The sequence below is a fragment of the Streptomyces sp. NPDC001822 genome, assembly GCF_042892135.1.
Taxonomy (GTDB): Bacteria; Actinomycetota; Actinomycetes; order Streptomycetales; family Streptomycetaceae; genus Streptomyces.
In genome coordinates, this window is sequence record NZ_JBIATW010000006.1 from 122589 (window position 1) to 141303 (window position 18715).

General features: G+C 68.4%; 17 protein-coding genes and 1 tRNA gene. 8 read left to right on the forward strand and 10 right to left on the reverse strand.

The genetic code is table 11. The features are described 5' to 3' along the window. Positions 1–33: 33 nt before the first annotated feature. Both ACFYY2_RS16105 and ACFYY2_RS16110 read right to left on the reverse strand, forming a co-directional pair. Positions 34–1491, reverse strand: coding sequence for a DUF2252 domain-containing protein (locus ACFYY2_RS16105; protein ID WP_388742709.1), 1458 nt, complete (start codon positions 1489–1491; stop codon positions 34–36). 251 nt (positions 1492–1742) lie between these two features. After that, a complete protein-coding gene (locus ACFYY2_RS16110; protein WP_388742712.1) occupies positions 1743–2087 on the reverse strand; it encodes a winged helix-turn-helix transcriptional regulator in 345 nt (114 codons plus the stop codon). A gap of 158 nt (positions 2088–2245) precedes the next feature. Between ACFYY2_RS16110 and ACFYY2_RS16115 the strand changes: the two genes are divergently transcribed. Further along, a complete protein-coding gene (locus ACFYY2_RS16115) occupies positions 2246–2857 on the forward strand; it encodes an FMN-dependent NADH-azoreductase (RefSeq protein WP_388742715.1) in 612 nt (203 codons plus the stop codon). Between the two features lie 706 nt (positions 2858–3563). Here ACFYY2_RS16115 and ACFYY2_RS16120 read toward each other — a convergent pair. Then, a tRNA-Leu gene (locus ACFYY2_RS16120) sits at positions 3564–3646 on the reverse strand. 315 nt (positions 3647–3961) lie between these two features. Here ACFYY2_RS16120 and ACFYY2_RS16125 point away from each other — a divergent pair. From ACFYY2_RS16125 to pknB, 6 genes are all read left to right on the forward strand, one after another. Further along, positions 3962–4822 (forward strand): FhaA domain-containing protein, encoded by an 861-nt coding sequence (locus ACFYY2_RS16125; protein WP_388742717.1) that lies wholly within the window; start codon positions 3962–3964, stop codon positions 4820–4822. Between the two features lie 10 nt (positions 4823–4832). Further along, complete coding sequence (locus tag ACFYY2_RS16130; RefSeq protein WP_327116858.1) at positions 4833–5348, forward strand: FHA domain-containing protein; 516 nt, start codon at positions 4833–4835, stop codon at positions 5346–5348. A 129-nt stretch (positions 5349–5477) separates the two neighbouring features. After that, positions 5478–6965 (forward strand): Stp1/IreP family PP2C-type Ser/Thr phosphatase, encoded by a 1488-nt coding sequence (locus ACFYY2_RS16135; protein ID WP_388742721.1) that lies wholly within the window; start codon positions 5478–5480, stop codon positions 6963–6965. A 23-nt stretch (positions 6966–6988) separates the two neighbouring features. Further along, positions 6989–8398, forward strand: coding sequence for an FtsW/RodA/SpoVE family cell cycle protein (locus ACFYY2_RS16140; RefSeq protein WP_388742724.1), 1410 nt, complete (start codon positions 6989–6991; stop codon positions 8396–8398). Continuing rightward, entirely contained in the window at positions 8395–9852 is a 1458-nt protein-coding gene (locus ACFYY2_RS16145; RefSeq protein WP_388742727.1) for a peptidoglycan D,D-transpeptidase FtsI family protein, read from the forward strand. Before ACFYY2_RS16140 ends, ACFYY2_RS16145 begins: the two co-directional genes overlap by 4 nt. Before the next feature lie 168 nt (positions 9853–10020). Beyond that, a complete protein-coding gene (gene pknB / locus ACFYY2_RS16150) occupies positions 10021–12003 on the forward strand; it encodes a Stk1 family PASTA domain-containing Ser/Thr kinase (RefSeq protein ID WP_388742729.1) in 1983 nt (660 codons plus the stop codon). Between the two features lie 91 nt (positions 12004–12094). On the opposite strand, the gene ACFYY2_RS16155 is transcribed toward pknB, so the two are convergent. The 5 genes from ACFYY2_RS16155 to ACFYY2_RS16175 form a co-directional block, all read right to left on the reverse strand. Beyond that, positions 12095–12823 carry a class E sortase gene (locus ACFYY2_RS16155; protein ID WP_388742732.1) on the reverse strand — a complete coding sequence of 243 codons (729 nt, stop codon included), beginning with the start codon at positions 12821–12823 and terminating at the stop codon, positions 12095–12097. Between the two features lie 36 nt (positions 12824–12859). Next, complete coding sequence (locus ACFYY2_RS16160) at positions 12860–14293, reverse strand: class E sortase (protein ID WP_388742734.1); 1434 nt, start codon at positions 14291–14293, stop codon at positions 12860–12862. Then, positions 14290–14928 carry an aminodeoxychorismate/anthranilate synthase component II gene (locus ACFYY2_RS16165; protein WP_388742736.1) on the reverse strand — a complete coding sequence of 213 codons (639 nt, stop codon included), beginning with the start codon at positions 14926–14928 and terminating at the stop codon, positions 14290–14292. Before ACFYY2_RS16165 ends, ACFYY2_RS16160 begins: the two co-directional genes overlap by 4 nt. Next, complete coding sequence (locus ACFYY2_RS16170) at positions 14925–15113, reverse strand: hypothetical protein (protein ID WP_388742738.1); 189 nt, start codon at positions 15111–15113, stop codon at positions 14925–14927. Before ACFYY2_RS16170 ends, ACFYY2_RS16165 begins: the two co-directional genes overlap by 4 nt. Before the next feature lie 244 nt (positions 15114–15357). Then, positions 15358–16125 (reverse strand): DUF881 domain-containing protein, encoded by a 768-nt coding sequence (locus ACFYY2_RS16175; protein ID WP_388742741.1) that lies wholly within the window; start codon positions 16123–16125, stop codon positions 15358–15360. Between the two features lie 137 nt (positions 16126–16262). On the opposite strand from ACFYY2_RS16175, the gene crgA reads away from it, so the two are divergent. Next, positions 16263–16517, forward strand: coding sequence for a cell division protein CrgA (gene crgA, locus ACFYY2_RS16180; RefSeq protein WP_327116838.1), 255 nt, complete (start codon positions 16263–16265; stop codon positions 16515–16517). A gap of 242 nt (positions 16518–16759) precedes the next feature. On the opposite strand, the gene ACFYY2_RS16185 is transcribed toward crgA, so the two are convergent. Further along, positions 16760–17665, reverse strand: coding sequence for a rhomboid family intramembrane serine protease (locus tag ACFYY2_RS16185; RefSeq protein WP_388742744.1), 906 nt, complete (start codon positions 17663–17665; stop codon positions 16760–16762). A gap of 179 nt (positions 17666–17844) precedes the next feature. After that, entirely contained in the window at positions 17845–18372 is a 528-nt protein-coding gene (locus ACFYY2_RS16190; protein WP_388742745.1) for a peptidylprolyl isomerase, read from the reverse strand. Positions 18373–18715: the final 343 nt, after the last annotated feature.

Sequence of the window (18715 nt, forward strand, 5' to 3'; positions counted from 1 at the left end):
GCCCCGAGGACACGAGGTCACGGCACGAGCGGGTCAGACACCGAGCTCGGCGGCTATTCGACCGGCCCCGACAGCCCTGACGAGTTCGGCGTGGTCCGCCTCGGTCCTGTCCGCGTACGTCACGGCGAAATCGGCGACCGCCTCGTCCAGCTCGGAGTTCTTCCCGCAGTAGCCCGAGAGCAGCCTCGGATCGGCGGTGTGCGCGTGGGCCCTGGCGAGCAGCGCACCGGTCATTCGTCCGTAGTCGTCCACCTGGTCCGCCGCGAGCGCGGCCGGATCCACGCTGCCCTTGCGATTCCGGAACTGGCGCACCTGATACGGCCTGCCGTCGACCTCGGCCCAGCCGAGCAATATGTCGCTGACGACCTGCATCCGCTTCTGCCCGAGCACCACCCGGCGCCCTTCGTGGCCCACACCCGGGACATCGAAGCCCACCTGCGGGAGGTAGGGGGAGAGAGCAGAAGGGCGGGCCTCCTTCACCTGCAGCACCAGAGGCTCGCCGCGGTGGTCGAGCAGCAGCACCACGTAGGACCGGGTCCCCACACTGCCCGTGCCGACGACCCGGAACGCCACGTCGTGTATCGCGTAGCGGGCCAGCAGCGGCACCCTGTCCTCGGAAACCGTCCCGAGGTATCCCGCGAGCCCTGCTGCCACCGCGGCGGCCTCCGCGTCCGGTACGCGGCGCAGCACGGGCGGCGCGTCGACGAAGCGCCGACCGCCGTCCTCGCAGTCCTCCGTCGACCTGGCGGCGAAGCGAGCGCTCGTGTTGTTGCGTGCCTTGGCGGACACCCGCTCCAACGTCCCCAGCAGATCGCGGGCGTCCGTGTGTGAGACGAGTTCCTCGTCCGCGATGGCGTTCCACGCGTCGAGGGCGGGCAGACCGGCCAGCAGGCGCATCGTGCGCCGGTACGCCCCCACCGTGTCGAACGCACCCTGCCGACAGGTGTCCTCGTCGGCCCCGGCTTCCCGCCCCGCCAGGACCAGCGAGGTGGCCAGGCGCTTGAGGTCCCACTCCCAGGGGCCGAAAACGGTCTCGTCGAAGTCGTTCAGGTCCATGACCAGATTGCCCCGCGCGTCGCCGTACAGGCCGAAGTTCGCCGCATGCGCGTCCCCGCAGAGCTGCGCTCCGACACCTGTGACCGGTGTGCCCGTCAGGTCGTGGGCCATCAGCCCTGCCGAACCGCGCAGGAACGCGAAGGGGGTCGCCGCCATCCGGCCCACGCGTATCGGCGTCAGACCCGGCACCCGGCCCAGGTTCGACTCCTCCACCGCCTGCACCGCGCCCGGCCGTCCCGGGGACAGGACCAGGGCACTGTGCGCGGAGCGGGGCACTACGAGCCTCAGTGCCTTGCCGGCGGCCTTGCGGGACGCCGCGCCCGGACCGGCAGACCGCCCGCCCGCCTCCGCACGTCGCGCGAAACCGGGCACGAACGGGATGCGCGGATCAGCCGTCGTCCGCTGTACCGGCACCGTCGCCTCGATCTCACCCATGGAGCGCCGCCTCCCCCGTCTCGTACAACCGTCATGCCCAACATCAACTGCGGATGACGGTACAGCCGTTGCGTGACGACCGTCTGTCCCTGTGGACAACGTGCGGCGAGCCTGTGGACAACCATCCCGAACCCACTCCGCCCGGATGCCTGAGACCGCGCCGGGCCGCCCCGGGGACAGGACCAGGGAACTGTGCGCGGAGCGGGGCACTACCACCACGCGGCAGAGTTCCGGCAGCGCAGGGCGGCCGGTCAGCAGCGCCCAGGCCCCGAGAGGTAGGCGTCCGCCCACTGGCCCAGCTCCTTGAGAGCCGGCTCCATCGCGGCACCCGCCTCCGTCAAGCGGTACGCGACCCGCAGCGGGGGCCCCTCGTCGACCTCGCGCAGGACCAGACCGGCCGCCCCCAACTCGGCGAGCCGGTCCGAGAGCATGCGCTCGCTGATGCCAGGGATGGCGCGGCGCAGATCCGCGAAGTGCACGGTCTGGCGCATCAGCACCGAGACGATCGGGCCGGTCCAGCGCTTCCCGAACAGCTCGAAGACACGCGTGATCCCCACATCGACCCGCCGACAGGCCTGCTCACCGTGATCCGCCATACCCACAGGGTACTGCACCGCGGTGATGGACTTACAAAACGTAAGTAGCTGTGTTAACAATAGGAGCGCACTGAAAATAGGTACGCCTCGGCCGTGATCGTCGGCCTCCTTCGACCACGGCCCCGGCACCACACTCTTCGCTCCCTATGGAGAACCCCATGGCCACGTTGCTGCACCTCGACTCCGCCGTCTTCCCTCAGGGCTCCGCATCCCGCGATGTCACGGCCGCGTTCGTCGCCGCATGGCGCGAGCAGCACCCCGACGGCCAGGTCGTGTACCGCGATCTCGCGGCCGACCCCCTGCCGCACCTGGACGCTTCGGCGATCTCCGCCGGCGCGGACGACGCACTGCGGGGGGAACTGGCCGCAGAGCTGGCGAACGTGGATGCCGTGCTCATCGGCGCGCCGATGTACAACTTCACCATCCCGTCGACCCTGAAGGCCTGGCTGGACCAAGTGATCATCGTGGGCCACAACGCCGTACCCGGAGGGCCCGTCACCGGCACCCCGGTCACCGTCGTGGCCAGTCGGGGAGGTTCGTACGCCCCGGGCACCCCGCGCGCGGACTTCGAGTTCGTCCAGAACTACCTGGAGAAGGTCCTCACGGGCATGCTGGGCGCCGAAGTGGACTTCATCGTGCCGGAGTTGACCCTGGCCCACTCCAAGCCCGAGATGGCCGAACTCATCCCTCTCGCGGACGCCTCCCGCACGCAGGCGTTCGCGGACGCCAAGGAGAAGGCGAAAGCCCTCGCATCACGCCTCGCCGCCTGACGCGGCGGACCCGCGTTCCGCCCCGCCCGCCACCAGGCGCAGCGCACGTACGCACGCCTCAGGCGGGGCGGGCCCGGGCAGTTCCGGACGGGGCCCCTACGGGCTCGCCGGTAGCTCCCCAGCGAGCCCCGCACGGTTCACGGAAACCGCCGCGAGAAGACTCACAGGCCGGCTGCATGAAACGCCCCTTCAGTACGGAAGCGACGTTTCACGTGAAACACGTCTCGTCTCCGCCGTCACCGCTCGCCTCGTGATCGCCCCACCGGAGAGACAAGGTGAGGCACTCGGGCACCGGGCACTCGCTTCCCTCTCGGGCACGCACCAGCTCTCAACGCCCCAGGAAGTCGTGCCGGTCGAACTGGCGCCGGCACCGACCAGCACCTCCACCCGGCCGGCAGCCTCCACCCGGCCGAGCGCATCCCCCGGCCTCCCGCCTCTCCGCGACTCCCCCGGCCACGGCGCAAAGCGGCCCGAGTGCCGGACTCCTGCCCCTGAACTCTTCCGCGCGGGATCCGAGAACGGGTCACGACCGAGTGGCAAGCGATCACGCGATCCAACGGCCATTCCTCCTGCGCGATACAGCGCACGCTGCACACGCCGCACACGCCGCACACGCAGCGCATACAACGAAGAACCCCCGCACCGGATCTCTCCGGTGCGGGGGTTCTGTCGAACCAACCCGGCAGCCGCAAGCGACCGCCTGTTGTGCGCGAGGGGGGATTTGAACCCCCACGTCCCTAAGGACACTGGCACCTGAAGCCAGCGCGTCTGCCGTTCCGCCACTCGCGCAAGAGTGGTGTTTTCAGACTCTCTCACCGTTTGGTGCGAGCGCCTGGCGACAAACGGAAGATTAGCACGCTGGACTGGGTGGATTCACATCCGTTGTTTCGGCGGACCCACGGAGGGAACCGGGAACGCGGGAAGCCCGCCCCCACTCCTCCTGAGTGCACCCGGAGTGCGGGACACTGTCTGGAGGCCACCTCTACGATCCGTGTGAGGGGTGACACTCATCCACTGTGCAGACAAGGGGAACCAGCCGATTTCCCGACGCGTGGATACGATCAGTAAGCAGTACAAGGATGACGACACCGGAGGAGGTGCCCCATGGGAGTCATGAAGCGTTTCGAGCAGCGTCTCGAAGGTCTGGTCAACGGCACCTTCGCCAAGGTCTTCAAGTCCGAGGTGCAGCCGGTCGAGATCGCGGGAGCTCTCCAGCGCGAGTGCGACAACAACGCAACGATCTGGAACCGCGAGCGGACCGTCGTACCCAACGACTTCATCGTCGAGCTCAGCACCCCCGACTACGAGCGCCTCAGCCCGTATTCGGGACAGCTCGGCGACGAGCTGGCGGGTCTCGTGCGGGACTACGCCAAGCAGCAGCGGTACACCTTCATGGGGCCGATCAAGGTCCACCTGGAGAAGGCGGACGACCTGGACACCGGTCTCTACCGCGTCCGCAGCAGGACTCTGGCGTCGAGTTCGTCACAGCAGGGCCAGCAGTCCGGCCCCGCCCCCGACGCCCATTCCAACCGTCCCGGTGCCGCTCAGGGCCGGGCCGGCTACGGATATCCGCCGCCCGCGGCCCCGCCCATGCCCGCGGCCCCGCCGCCGGGATCCGGGCGGCCGGGCGGCCCCTCCAGCGACTGGCGTCCGCCGGCCGGCTCCGGCCCCGCGCCGGACGCCCAGGTCAGACGCTGGATCGAGATCAACGGCACCCGCCATCAGATCTCCCGCCCGACGTTGGTGATGGGACGAAGCACCGACGCCGATGTGCGGATCGACGACCCCGGCGTATCGCGTCGGCACTGTGAGATCCGGACCGGAACGCCCTCGACGATCCAGGATCTAGGGTCCACCAACGGCATCGTGGTGGACGGGCAGCACACCACCCGCGCTACGCTCCGCGACGGCTCGCGGATCGTCGTGGGCAGTACCACCATCGTTTACCGGCAAGCCGAAGGGTGAAGCGGGGGCAATGTCAGAGCTGACCCTTACGGTCATGCGGCTAGGTTTCCTGGCTGTTCTGTGGCTATTCGTAATCGTGGCCGTCCAGGTCATTCGCAGCGACCTCTTCGGTACGCGTGTCACGCAGCGCGGCTCACGCCGCACCGCGAGTGACACCCGCCCGCAGCAGGCTCGCCAACAGCAAGCGGCACCGCCTCAGCAACGCCAGCAGTCGGGGCGTCAGCGACGTGGGGCTCCCACGAAGCTGGTCGTCTCCGAGGGCACCCTCACGGGCACCACGGTCGCCCTCCAGGGGCAGACCATCACCCTGGGCCGCGCTCACGATTCAACGATCGTGCTGGACGACGACTACGCGTCCAGCAGGCATGCCAGGATCTACCCGGACCGTGACGGCCAGTGGATCGTCGAGGATCTCGGGTCCACCAACGGCACCTATCTCGACCGGACCCGGCTCACCACCCCGACACCTGTTCCGCTGGGCGCGCCGATCCGCATCGGCAAGACCGTCATCGAGCTGCGGAAGTAGTACGACAATGAGCGAGCGGAGCGAGCGAGTCGCTGCGGTCCTGACGATGGACCCGGCCCGGCTCCCGACCGGAGGGTGGGCAGTGTGGCTCGAGACCGGCTGTACCCCGAACCGACGGGCGAGGTGCGCATGAGCTTGTCCCTGCGCTTCGCCGCCGGATCGCACAAGGGCATGATCAGGGAAGGGAACGAGGACTCCGGTTACGCCGGGCCCCGCCTTCTCGCGATCGCCGACGGCATGGGCGGCCAGGCCGCCGGTGAGGTCGCCAGCTCCGAGGTGATCTCCACGCTCGTCCAGCTCGACGACGACGTTCCCGGCTCCGACATCCTCACGGCACTCGGCACGGCTGTGCAGCGGGCCAACGACCAGCTGCGCGTCATGGTCGAGGAGGACCCCCAGCTCGAAGGCATGGGCACAACGCTCACCGCCCTGCTGTGGACCGGTCAGCGCCTGGGCCTCGTGCACGTCGGCGACTCCCGCGCCTACCTCCTGCGCGACGGTGTCCTGACGCAGATCACCCAGGACCACACCTGGGTACAGCGTCTCGTCGACGAGGGCAGGATCACCGAGGAAGAGGCCACCACCCACCCTCAGCGCTCCCTGCTGATGCGGGCCCTGGGCAGCGGCGACCACGTCGAGCCCGACCTCTCCGTCCGCGAGGTCCGCGCCGGTGACCGCTACCTGATCTGCTCGGACGGACTCTCCGGCGTCGTCTCGCACCAGACGATGGAAGAGACCCTGGCCAGCTACCAGGGCCCGCAGGAGACCATCCAGGACCTCATCCAGCTCGCGCTGCGCGGCGGCGGACCCGACAACATCACCTGCATCGTCGCGGACGTCTTCGACGTCGACGGCAACGACACCCTGGCCGGGCAGCTCAACGACACCCCGGTCGTCGTCGGCGCGGTCGCCGAGAACCAGGCGGCGCAGGCGAACGACGGCCGCGCCATGGAGACGCCGGCCGGACGCGCCTCCGGCCTCGGCCGTTCCGTGCCGCCCCCGGCCGGAGGCTTCGGCCCTCCCGGCAGCGGTGACGACATGGGCTACGGCTCGGGTCCGGACGACGCCTTCAACTCCTACACCGACGACGACTTCGTGAAGCCGCGCGGTGGCCGCAGGTGGCTGAAGCGGTCGTTCTACATCGTGCTGGCGCTGGCCGTCATCGGCGGTGGCGTGTACGGCGGTTACCGCTGGACGCAGACGCAGTTCTACGTGGGCGCGCAGGACGACAACGTCGCCCTGTACCGCGGCATCAGCCAGGATCTCGCATGGGTCTCTCTTTCGAAGGTCGAGGAGAACACCCAGATCGAACTGAAGTACCTCCCGCCCTACCAGCGCAAGCAGGTGGAGGCGACGATCGCCGAGGGCAACCTGCCCGATGCGCGCAAGAAGGTCGGCGAACTCGAAGCCCAGGCCTCCGCCTGCAAGAAGGACGCTCAGCGCCGTGCGGCCGAGGCGGACGCCAACGCCGCCAAGGACAAGGACGCGGCCAAGACCACCGACAGCACTTCCGCCAAGTCCCCCGCGAAGGGGACCAAGACGACCGCTACTCCCACTCCCGGCCCCAGCCTCTCGGAGGAAGAGAAGAAGCTGGTCCCGCAGTGCGGTAAGCAGTAAAGCCGTAGGGGGCCTTCAGCACCATGAGCGTTGTCACCAACACCACCACCATCGGCGCGATCGACGCGCCGAGCCGCCGTAACACCGAGCTGGCACTTCTCTGCTTCGCCATCGCCATCTCGGTGTTCGCGTACGCCAATGTCGGACTTGCCATGGATGGAACCCTTCCGTCCGGAATGTTCGGCTACGGGCTCGGGCTCGTCTTCCTCGGCGGTGTGGCGCACCTCGTCGTTCGCAGGTTCGCGACCTACGCGGATCCGCTCCTGCTGCCGCTCGCCACCCTCCTGAACGGCCTGGGCCTTGTCCTGATCTGGCGACTTGATCAGTCTCCCCGGCTGATCCAGCGCGCCGAGACACTCTTCGGTTCGTTCACACCTGACGCTCCGAAGCAGTTGATGTACTCGGCCATCGGCGTAGCGCTGTTCGTCGGTGTGCTGATCGCCCTCAAGGACCATCGGATCCTGCAGCGCTACACCTACATCTCCATGGTCGTGGCCTTGGTGCTCTTGATCCTGCCCATGTTCTTCCCCGCCGTTAACGGCGCCAAGATCTGGGTCAGTCTGGGGCCCTTCTCCATCCAGCCCGGCGAGTTCGTGAAGATCATCATTGCGGTGTTCTTCTCCGGCTACCTGATGGTGAAGCGCGATGCGCTGGCACTGGCGAGTCGCCGCTTCATGGGCATCTACCTGCCACGAGGGCGTGACCTCGGGCCGATTCTTGTCATCTGGGGCCTGTCGATCCTGATCCTGGTCTTCGAGACCGATCTCGGCACATCACTGCTGTTCTTCGGCCTCTTCGTGATCATGCTGTACGTCGCAACGGAGCGTACGAGCTGGATCGTCTTCGGCCTTGTCATGTCGGCCGCCGGCGCTGTCGGCGTCGCAACCTTCGAGCCGCACGTCCAGCAGCGTGTCAACGCATGGCTCGATCCTTTCTCCGACAAGACACTGCAGCAGACAGATCAGATCGCGCAGTCACTCATGTCCTTCGGTTCCGGCGGAACACTCGGGGCCGGCTGGGGACAGGGCAACTCTGACCTGATCGGGTTTGCAGCCAATGCGGACTTCGTTCTCGCCACAGTCGGGGAGGAGCTCGGCCTCGCCGGAATGATGGGCGTTCTGCTGCTCTACGGGCTGATCGTCGAGCGCGGCGTCCGTACCGCGCTTGCCGCGCGTGACCCCTTCGGCAAGCTCCTTGCCATCGGCCTCTCCGGTGCCTTCGCCATCCAGGTATTCGTCGTCGCCGGCGGTGTCATGGGGCTCATCCCCCTCACCGGTATGACGATGCCCTTCCTCGCCGCGGGCGGTTCGTCCGTCATCGCCAACTGGGCGCTCATCGGCATCCTGATCAGAATCAGCGACACCGCCCGCCGGCCCGCTCCTGCACCCGCACCGTCCCCGGACGCCGAAATGACCCAGGTGGTCCGACCGTGAACAAGCCGCTCCGCAGGATCGCGATCTTCTGCGGCGTCCTCGTCCTGGCCCTGCTCGTCCGCACGAACTACATCCAGTACGTCCGCGCCGACGAGCTGAACGCGAACGAGCACAACCGTCGCGTCCAGATCGAGCGCTACGCCCACGAGCGCGGCAACATCATCGTCGACGGCGAACCCGTCACGGGCTCGGTCGAGACCAAGGACAGCGACTTCAAGTACAAGCGGGTCTGGAAGGACGGCCCCATGTGGGCGCCCGTCACCGGCTACTCGTCGCAGGCCTTCGACTCGACGCAGCTGGAGAACCTCGAGGACGGCATCCTCACCGGAAACAGCGACCAGCTGTTCTTCGACCGCACGCTGTCGATGTTCACCGGTGAGAAGAAGACCGGCGGCAACATCGTCACCACCCTGGATGCCGCCGCCCAGAAGGCCGCCTTCAAGGGCCTCGGGGACAAGAAGGGCGCCGTCGCCGCGCTGGACCCGCAGACCGGGGCCATCCTGGCGCTCGCCAGCACGCCTTCGTACGACCCCTCGGTCTTCGCGGGCAACTCGCTCAAGGACTCGGACGCCCGGCAGAAGCTCCTGAACGACAAGGACAAGCCGATGCTGAACCGGGCCCTGCGGGAGACCTACCCGCCCGGCTCGACGTTCAAGGTCGTCACCGCGTCCGCGGCACTCGAGAACGGCCTCTACACCGACATCGACGCGAAGACGGACTCCCCGCTTCCCTGGCGTCTCCCGCAGTCGACCAACCTGCTGCAGAACGAGGGCAGCATCCCCTGCAAGGACGCGTCCCTCAGGGAGGCGCTGCGCTGGTCGTGCAACACCGTGTTCGGCAAGATGAGCCACGATCTCGGCAACGAGAAGATGATCGAGGAGGCCGCCAAGTTCGGCTTCAACGAAGAGGTCTTCACCCCGGTCCGCGCCGACGCGAGCATCTACCCGAAGGACAACCAGCCGCAGAACGCCATGGCGGGCATCGGCCAGGCGTCCAACCGCGCCACACCGCTGCAGATGGCCATGGTGGCGTCCGCGATCGCCAACGACGGCAAGCTCATGCAGCCGTACATGGTCGCCCAGCGGCAGGCTCCCAACCTGGACGTCATCTACACGCACGAGAAGGAGCAGCTCAGCCAGCCCCTCTCGGCGGAGAACGCCCAGAAGGTGCAGCAGATGATGGAGACCGTGGTCAAGAACGGCACGGGAACCAACGCCCAGATCGACGGCGTCACCGTCGGTGGCAAGACGGGTACCGCCCAGCACGGCCTCAACAACAGCGAGAAGCCGTACGCGTGGTTCATCTCGTACGCCAAGACCGACAGCGGATCCCCGGTCGCGGTGGCCGTGGTCGTCGAGGACGGCAATGCCAACCGCGACGACATCTCCGGTGGCGGTCTGGCCGCGCCCATCGCGAAGAGCGTGATGCAGGCGGTACTCGACGGAAAGAAGTGACACTCGTCACAACTTCTGTCCACACCCGCACATTGGCATACCGGTCGGATATCAGCTGAAGGGTGCGGGCCGATCGCACCGGGAGTGCCCGGTAGCGTATGCGCGAACAGCGCACCGCCGGACCACACACGGGTGCGGTCGGGACTGACGGAGAGGGCTGGATCAGTTATGGAAGAGCCGCGTCGCCTCGGCGGCCGGTACGAGCTGGGCTCGGTGCTCGGCCGTGGTGGCATGGCCGAGGTATACCTCGGCCACGACACCCGGCTCGGCCGCACCGTCGCTGTGAAGACGCTGCGGGCCGATCTCGCCCGCGACCCGTCCTTCCAGGCACGGTTCCGCCGTGAAGCCCAGTCGGCCGCATCGCTCAACCACCCCGCGATCGTCGCCGTCTACGACACGGGCGAGGACTACGTCGACGGCGTCTCCATCCCCTACATCGTGATGGAGTACGTCGACGGTTCGACGCTCAGGGAGCTCCTGCATTCCGGCCGCAAACTGCTGCCCGAGCGGACCCTCGAGATGACGGTCGGGATCCTCCAGGCCCTGGAGTACTCGCACCGCGCCCAGATCGTGCACCGGGACATCAAGCCCGCGAACGTCATGCTGACGCGCACCGGTCAGGTCAAGGTCATGGACTTCGGCATCGCCCGCGCCATGGGTGACTCCGGCATGACCATGACCCAGACCGCCGCCGTCATCGGCACCGCCCAGTACCTCTCCCCGGAGCAGGCCAAGGGCGAGCAGGTCGACGCCCGTTCCGACCTGTACTCCACCGGGTGTCTGCTCTACGAGCTGCTCGCGGTGCGGCCTCCGTTCGTCGGTGACTCGCCCGTCGCCGTGGCCTACCAGCACGTGCGCGAAGAGCCGCAGCCCCCCAGCAACTTCGATCCCGAGATCACGCCCGAGATGGACGCGATCGTCCTGAAGGCGCTGACCAAGGACCCCGACTACCGCTACCAGTCGGCCGACGAGATGCGCGCCGACATCGAGGCCTGCCTCGACGGCCAGCCGGTCGCGGCCACGGCCGCCATGGGGGCCGCGGGCTACGGGGGCTACAACGCCTACAACAGCGACCAGCCCACCACCGCCCTGCGCGCGGCGGACTCGAACAGCGCCCAGACGTCCATGCTGCCGCCGGTCAACCCGAACGACGGCGGTTACGGCTACGACGACCGCCCCGACCGCCGCCGCCAGAAGAAGAGCAACACGTCGACGATCCTCCTGGTCGTCGCCGGCGTCCTGGTACTCATCGGCGCGATCCTGATCGGCCGGGCGGTGTTCACCGACAACGAGAGCGGCGGCGGCACGATCGACGTCCCGAACATGGTCGGGGCGACGGTCGACGAGGCGCAGAGACTGGCGGACAACGCAGAAGTCACTCTGAAGGTCGGTGCCAAGGAACCCTGCGCGACCCAGGAGAAGGACCGGATCTGCAGCCAGACCCCGTCCTCGACCGGCGAGATGAAAACGGGCGAGACGGTCACCGTGGTCGTCTCCACCGGTGCGCCCAAGGTCGAGGTCCCGGACGTCGTGGACGACAACGAGGAGGACGCCCGCAAGGCTCTGGAGGACAAGGGCTTCACGGTGAACGTCAAGACGGCCGAGTCCGACAAGACCCCGGACACGGTCATCTCGCAGAACCCCGAGGGCGGCTCGAAGGCCGAGAAGGACTCCGAGGTCACGATCACGGTGGCCAAGAAGACGACTCAGAACGTGCCCGGAGTGGTCGGCAGGTCGTTCGAGGAAGCCGAAGCCCAGCTGAAGGGTGTCGGGTTCGGGAACGTGTCGCGGACCGATGTCGACTCGGATCAGCCCGCCGGCACCGTCATCGAGCAGAATCCGCCCGCGAACAGCAAGCAGGCCAAGGACGTCCAGATCGTCCTCAAGGTCTCCAAGGGCCCCGCGCAGCCGGAACAGGTGACCGTCCCGGGTGACCTCCAGGGCAAGCGGTTCCAGGACGCCAAGGCCACGCTGGAGGGCCTGGGTCTGGTGGTCGCGCTGGCCCCCAACTCGTCCGACAAGCCCAACGCCATCGTGATGCAGTCCGATCCCGCCCCCAACACCCCGTTGGCGAAGGGAAGCACCGTCACCCTCACCACCATCGGGGGCGGCGGCGACGGAAACATCTTCGGCGGCCCCTCCGGACGCTAGGGACACCGCCTCACGCCGTACGACAGGGCCCCGGTCACCTCGAAGGTGACCGGGGCCCTGTCTCTGTTTCCCCGGGCGCGATCCAACCGGACTAGCGCAGCTCCACCGGCTTCGTGCGGTCCCTGTCCACCTTCTCCGTGCGCACCAGTTCGCCCCACACGATGTAGCGGTAGTTCGACGTGTAGACGGGCGTGCACGTCGTCAGCGTGATGTAGCGGCCGGGCTTCTTCGCACCCGATTCCTTGGGGACGGCGGCGATCGCGTCGACGTTGAACTTGGAGGTCTCGGGCAGCTTCGCGTAGACCTTGTAGACGTACCAGGTGTCCCGGGTCTCGAAGACGACGGCGTCGCCCTTCTTCACCTTGTCGATGTTGTGGAACTTGGCGCCGTGTCCGTCCCGGTGCGCCGCGAGGGCGAAGTTGCCCGTCTTGTCGGAGGGAAGGGCCGACTTCACGGGATCCGTGTAATAGCCGGCCACTCCGCTGTTCAGCCTCGTGGTGCCGGTGCCCTTCCCGACCAGTACCTCGCCGTTCTTCATGGCGGGTACGTGGAGGAAGCCGATGCCGTCCCGCGTGTCCAGGGCCCCGGGTCCCCCCGCCCAGCGGTCACGGACGGTGTTGCCCTGCTTGTCGGCCTCACGGTCGGCGAGGACGTTGGTCCACCACAGCGAGTAGACGACGAACAGGCCGAGCACCAGGCCCGCGGTGATCAGGAGTTCACCGAAGAGGCTCACCACCGCGGCGACGGGATGCCGGCCGCCGCGTGGCGCCGGCGGCGGTGGCACGTCGACACGCTCGTCCTGCTCGGTCCCAGCTGCCACCGCACCCGCCCCTGTCGTGATGTCGTCCAGCCCGCTTCAGCCGACGAGCGCGTCGGGCTTCCCCTTGCTCCGCGGGCGTTCGTCGACCATCTTGCCCCACACGATCATTCGGTACGTACTCGTGAATTCCGGCGTACAGGTCGTCAGTGTGATGTACCTGCCGGGGCCGGTGAAGCCGGAGCCCGGGGGCACCTCGTCGATCACCGCCACGTTCGAGGGCGACGTCTGCGGAAGGATGCTGGTCATCTCGTACGTGTAGTAGGCGTCCTGGGTCTCGACCACGATCGGGTCACCGGGCTTCAGCTTGTTGATGTAGCGGAACGGTTCGCCGTGGGTGTTGCGGTGACCCGCCACCGCGAAGTTGCCCTGCTGCGCCGACGGCATCGCCGTCTTCAGCTTGCCCTCGCCGTAGTGACCCACCATGCCCCGGTCGAGGACCTTCTCCTTGCTGATGCCCTCGGCGATCGGCGCGACGACGTCCAGCTTGGGGATGTGCATGATGGCGAACCCCTGGCCCGGTTCGAAGGCACCGGGGCTGCGCTCGCCGGCCGCCCAGTCGTCCTGGATCTTGTGCGTCTCCCGGCCGGCGATCTGGTCGGCGCGGACGTTGGTCCACCACAGCTGGTAGGTGACGAACAGGAGCATCAGCACGCCGAACGTGATGAAGACTTCTCCGACGACCCGGCTCGCCACCACGGCAGGGCTTTCCTTGGCCGCACGGGCCGCGCGACGAGCCTCCACGCGGGACATCGGGGCCCCGGACCGCGCCGTCCCGGATCCCGGGGGCGTCGCTGGTTCCGGCCGCCGTCTTCCGCGCCCCTTGGCCGCCCGCCGGCGCTCGGCCCGGCCACCGGTGGCCGTCGCCTCGGAGTCGAGCGCCTCGGAGGCGGTCGTCGTGGAGGCGGTCGTCGTGGAGTCCGCGCCGGCCTCGCCCGTCGCACGCCGGGTGTCGGCCGTCCGCAGGGCTATGGTCTCGTCGCCGACGGCCGGCCGCGCCTGGGGCGGGACCGCGACGCGTCCGGGAGCGGGGCGGCGTGGCGCCGGCGGATCGACGGACGCCTGTGCGGGAGCCCTCGCGGGTTCCGCCACCGCGGTCACGAGTCCGGGCAGCACCGTGGTCCCCTCGGCCGGTCCCGAAGTGGGTCCTGCGGTGGGTCCTGACGCGACTCCGGGCGCGGGGTCCGCGCCCGGCCGCTGCTGCCCGTACCAGTCCCGCTGATAGCCCTCCGGGTCGTACCACTCACCCGGGGTCTCCGCGGGCTTCTGGGGCGCCGTACCGGGCTTCCCGGGCGGCTCGTCGTCGGCCGCCGCGGTCTCCGGGCGGAGCCAGGGTGAGGCGTGCCGTCCCGGCAGGGGGTCGTTCAGCGGATCAGCGAGCTGTTCCACCGCCGCCTCGAACGCGCCGTCGGGCTCGTACGCTCCCTGCGCGTACGAGCCTTCCTGCCCGGAGTCGGGGCGGATTGCGGTCACGCCGCGACCTTGCCCACCACCGGGGCGAGCCCCACCGATCTCGCGACGGCCCCCACGTCACCGCACTGCTCCAGCCAGTTGGCGAGCATCAGGTGCCCGTGCTCCGTGAGCACCGACTCGGGGTGGAACTGCACTCCCTCCACGGCCTGTTCACGGTGGCGCAGCCCCATGATGATGCCGTCGACGGTGCGTGCGGTGACCTCCAGCTCGGGCGGGATCGTCGTGGGTTCGGCGGCCAGCGAGTGATAGCGCGTCGCGGTGAAGGGCGACGGCAGTCCGGCGAACACCCCCTTGCCCTCGTGAAGTACGGGGGAGGTCTTGCCGTGCAGCAGCTCCGGAGCACGGTCCACGACACCGCCGTAGGCGACGGCCATCGACTGCATGCCCAGGCAGACACCGAAGACCGGGACACCGCTCCGCGCGCAGTGGTGCACCATCTCGATGCAGACACCGGCTTCTTCGGGCGTGCCGGGGCCGGGGGAGAGCAGGACTCCGTCGAATCCGTCGTCGGCGTGGGCCGTGGTCACCTCGTCGTTGCGGACGACTTCGCACTCCGCGCCGAGCTGGTAGAGGTACTGGACGAGGTTGAAGACGAAGCTGTCGTAGTTGTCGACGACGAGGATGCGTGCGCTCACTGACCGGCCCCCGTCCCGCCGCCGCCTTCACCGTCGACCGTCACGTCACCGAACGGGAGCAGCGGCTCCGCCCAGGGGAAGACGTACTGGAAGAGCGCGTAGACAACCGCCAGGGCCAGCACGAGCGAGATGAAGCCCCGTACCCATGCGTTGCCCGGCAGATGCCGCCAGATCCAGCCGTACATGCTGTTGCCTCCGTTCGGTACGGCACCAGACTAAACGGCGCGGGCTCAGGCGTGGGTCAGCTGTGGAAAGCCACCGGGACGGGTCCGTCACACGCTCGTCGTACGGGTCCCGTACCGGCGCGTCGTACGCGGTGCCGGCGCGGCACGGTCACGGCCGGACGGCACAGGACCACCCGCCCGCACAGGCTGCGCGTCCTGCCCGGACCGCCCTGTCGCACGGGCTGCGCGTCCTGCCCGGACCGCCCTATCGCACGGGCTGCGCGTAATGGAGGTCGACGGTGCCCGAGTAGCCGGGGAGCGTCAGCCTGTCGCTCTCCTCGACCTTCCATCCCAGCCCGTAGGCCTTCACGTAGAGCTGGTAGTTCTGGATCGCCGTGGAGTCGTCGAGCGCCTGCCTGAGCTTCCCCCGGTCACCGACCGCGGTCACCTTGTACGGAGGCGAGTAGACGCGGCCCTGCAGGATGAGCGTGTTGCCTACACAGCGCACGGCGCTCGTGGAGATGAGGCGCTGGTCCATCACCCGGATCCCCTTCGCCCCGCCCTGCCAGAGGGCGTTGACGACGGCCTGGAGGTCCTGCTGGTGGATGACCAGGTCGTTCGGCTGCGGATCGGGGTATCCCGGATTGGCGGTGGCGTTCGGCGGCGCGTCGTTCAACGTGACCGAAAGAGCCTCCCCGGTGACCGCCGTGGTGCCCGCGGCCTTCTCCAGGGCGTCCAGTTCGGCGTCCTCGGCGCGGGTGCTCCCGTCGTCGCGCCGGGCGAGGGTGTCGATGTCCGCGCGGACGGACGCGGTCGATTCGTCCAGTTCCGCGTTCTTCTCGCTGCGCTGCTGGATGAGGTCGGAGAGTTTCAGCAGCGAGGAGTCGGTGCGGATGTCGGTCCCCTTGGCCGCGTTGGCGCTGGTGACGAAGATCAGTCCGGCCAGCGCGAAGACGGCAGCGGTGAGGCCCTGGACCGGCCGGCGGGAGATGCGCCGGGCCGGGCCTCGAGGAGAGTCGTCAGAATTACTCAACGTACCCTTATCTCCTTAGGCGCCACGGAAGCACTACGCTAACGGACGCCCCGGGGAGGCAGCATTCCCCCTCGCGCCCCGGCGCCAGCCACAAGATCCCTGCGCGGTCACGCAGCGCATCGACAGGAGAGTCCCTCGTGCCGAAGTCACGTATCCGCAAGAAGGCAGACTTCACGCCGCCGCCGGCGAAGCAGTCGACGAGCATAAAGCTGTCCAACCGCAGTTGGGTGGCGCCGGTGATGCTGGCGCTCTTCCTGGTCGGTCTGGCCTGGATCGTGCTCTTCTACGTCACCGAGGGCGACATGCCGCTCAGTGCGCTGGGCAACTGGAACATCGTGGTGGGCTTCGGCTTCATCGCCGGTGGCTTCGGCGTCTCCACGCAGTGGAAGTAGCTCTGCCCTGAAGTTACCCACAGAGTTATCCACAGGCGGGGGAAAAGGTCAGACGATCTGTGGATAACTTCCCTCGCAGTTGACGCCGGTGTGACTACACACTTACGCATTGCTAGAGGGCATGCCCCTTGTCCTGTCTGGGAGAACCCGGTCCAGCGACAAGGGGCACACCTGTTCCCCACGTCATGCACAAGATCCGGCACGTTCTGTGGACAACCACCCCCCGGAGCGACTGACTTCGCTCAGGTGAGCACAGCGGTCCTCGCCAGGACGATGGCCACGACCGCGAGCAGGACCAGTGCACAGGCGCCGTACTGCACGAGATTCCGGCGTGCGCGCGGGGCGTGGATCATGGCGATCGCTATCAGGGCACCGGCGACCAGCCCGCCGACGTGCGCCTGCCAGGCGATCCGGCCCCACGGGTTGAAGGTGAAGATCAGGTTCACCACGAGCAGCGCGATGACCGGGCGCAGGTCGTAGTTCATCCGGCGCATGAGCACGGCCGTGGCGCCCAGGAGACCGAAGACGGCGCCGGACGCACCGAGCGACCCCTGCGCCGGGCCTGTGATCAGGTAGGTGAGCGCGCCGCCCGCGAGCCCGGAGAGCACGTACAGCGCGAGGTACCGCGCACGGCCGAGCGCGGCTTCCAGCGGCCCCCCGAGCCACCACAGCCCCAGCATGTTGAAGGCGATGTGCCACACCTCCACATGCAGGAACATCGACGTCACCAGCCGGTACCACTGCCCTTCGGCCACGCCCTCGTAACCGGCGGAGGGGTCGTCCGTGGTGGCACGGCCGAACAGCAGGAGATCGTCGAGGAGCTCCGGTCTCGCCCAGACCACGATGAAGACGATGAGGTTGACGGCGATGAGGATCTTGGTGATCAGCCTGGGGTCGCCCGCGACACTGCCGCCGGCCAGGGTCCGCGGCCGGGCGGCGGCAGGGTGATGGCCCGTCCCGGAGCCCTGACGGACACAGTCCGGGCACTGGAATCCCACCGACGCCCCGATCATGCAGTCCGTGCAGATCGGCCGCTCGCACCTGGTGCAGCGGATCCCGGTCTCCCGGTCGGGGTGGCGGTAGCACGTGGGAGGGCCGCCCGCAGCCGCGGACCCGCCCCGGTCTTCCGGCGGCTGCTGCTTCTCCATCGGTCACGGCCCCTTCGCATCTCGTCCGGGGAGGCGGCGCACGTGTGACCGCCCGCTCGCCCGTTATGTAGCACTACGGTCGAGCAGGGCGGTTGGTTCCCGTGCGGGCGGACCGTCCACCGGGTCGGGGGACCGTGCACCGGGTCGGCGGCCCCGGCGGGCGGGGCCGGGCACGTCGGTCAGCGGGTCTCGACGACGACCGATTCGATCACCACGTCCTGGAGCGGCCGGTCGGTCCGCGGATTGGTCGGAGCGGCCGCGATCGCGTCCACGACCTTCCGGCCCGCCTCGTCGGCGACCTCGCCGAAGATGGTGTGCTTGCCGGTCAGCCAGGCGGTGGGTGACACCGTGACGAAGAACTGCGAGCCGTTGGTCCCCGGTCCCGCGTTGGCCATCGCCAGCAGGTACGGCTGGGTGAAGGCGAGATCGGGGTGGAACTCGTCGGCGAACTCGTAGCCCGGGCCACCCGTTCCATTGCCCAGCGGGTCGCCGCCCTGGATCATGAAGCCGCTGATGACCCGGTGGAAGACGGTTCCGTCGTACAGCTTGTCCGTGGACTTCCTGCCGGTCTCCGGGTCGGTCCACTCACGCTCGCCCCTGGCCAGCTCGACGAAGTTCCTGACCGTCTTGGGCGCGTGGTTCGGCAGAAGCCGGATCGCGATGTCGCCGTGGTTGGTCTTCAAAGTGGCGTAAAGCTCCTCGGCCACGATCTGCCTTCCGTAAGTCCTCGCTGATGACCACAGATCCTCGCACGGTGCACCCCCTCCACATCCCCGTCACCGCCCTGCGACAGGGCCGCGCTCACCTCCTTGCCCGCCCTTGCCCCACCCCTCCGGCGAGTCCGCGCCCCGGGTACGGCCTCGTGCCGACGGCGCGGAGCGCGCCGACACGAACCGTGGCATCGTCGTCGACACGCTCCGCCTGCACCGAATTGACCGAGAATGCCGACATGACCCGGATGCCCGTCCCGCATGGCGCTCCGTGCCTCAGCGGGCATGATTTCGAATTGGGTGGATAGGCGGAGTACCTACCCGCCACCAAGGAGGAGGA

Coding starts and splice junctions, on each gene's coding strand:
- ACFYY2_RS16105 (WP_388742709.1), bottom strand. CDS start 1,491: ATGGGTGAGATCGAGGCGACGGTGCCGGTACAGCGGACGACGGCTGAT.
- ACFYY2_RS16110 (WP_388742712.1), bottom strand. CDS start 2,087: ATGGCGGATCACGGTGAGCAGGCCTGTCGGCGGGTCGATGTGGGGATC.
- ACFYY2_RS16115 (WP_388742715.1), top strand. CDS start 2,246: ATGGCCACGTTGCTGCACCTCGACTCCGCCGTCTTCCCTCAGGGCTCC.
- ACFYY2_RS16125 (WP_388742717.1), top strand. CDS start 3,962: ATGGGAGTCATGAAGCGTTTCGAGCAGCGTCTCGAAGGTCTGGTCAAC.
- ACFYY2_RS16130 (WP_327116858.1), top strand. CDS start 4,833: ATGTCAGAGCTGACCCTTACGGTCATGCGGCTAGGTTTCCTGGCTGTT.
- ACFYY2_RS16135 (WP_388742721.1), top strand. CDS start 5,478: ATGAGCTTGTCCCTGCGCTTCGCCGCCGGATCGCACAAGGGCATGATC.
- ACFYY2_RS16140 (WP_388742724.1), top strand. CDS start 6,989: ATGAGCGTTGTCACCAACACCACCACCATCGGCGCGATCGACGCGCCG.
- pknB (WP_388742729.1), top strand. CDS start 10,021: ATGGAAGAGCCGCGTCGCCTCGGCGGCCGGTACGAGCTGGGCTCGGTG.
- ACFYY2_RS16170 (WP_388742738.1), bottom strand. CDS start 15,113: ATGTACGGCTGGATCTGGCGGCATCTGCCGGGCAACGCATGGGTACGG.
- ACFYY2_RS16185 (WP_388742744.1), bottom strand. CDS start 17,665: ATGGAGAAGCAGCAGCCGCCGGAAGACCGGGGCGGGTCCGCGGCTGCG.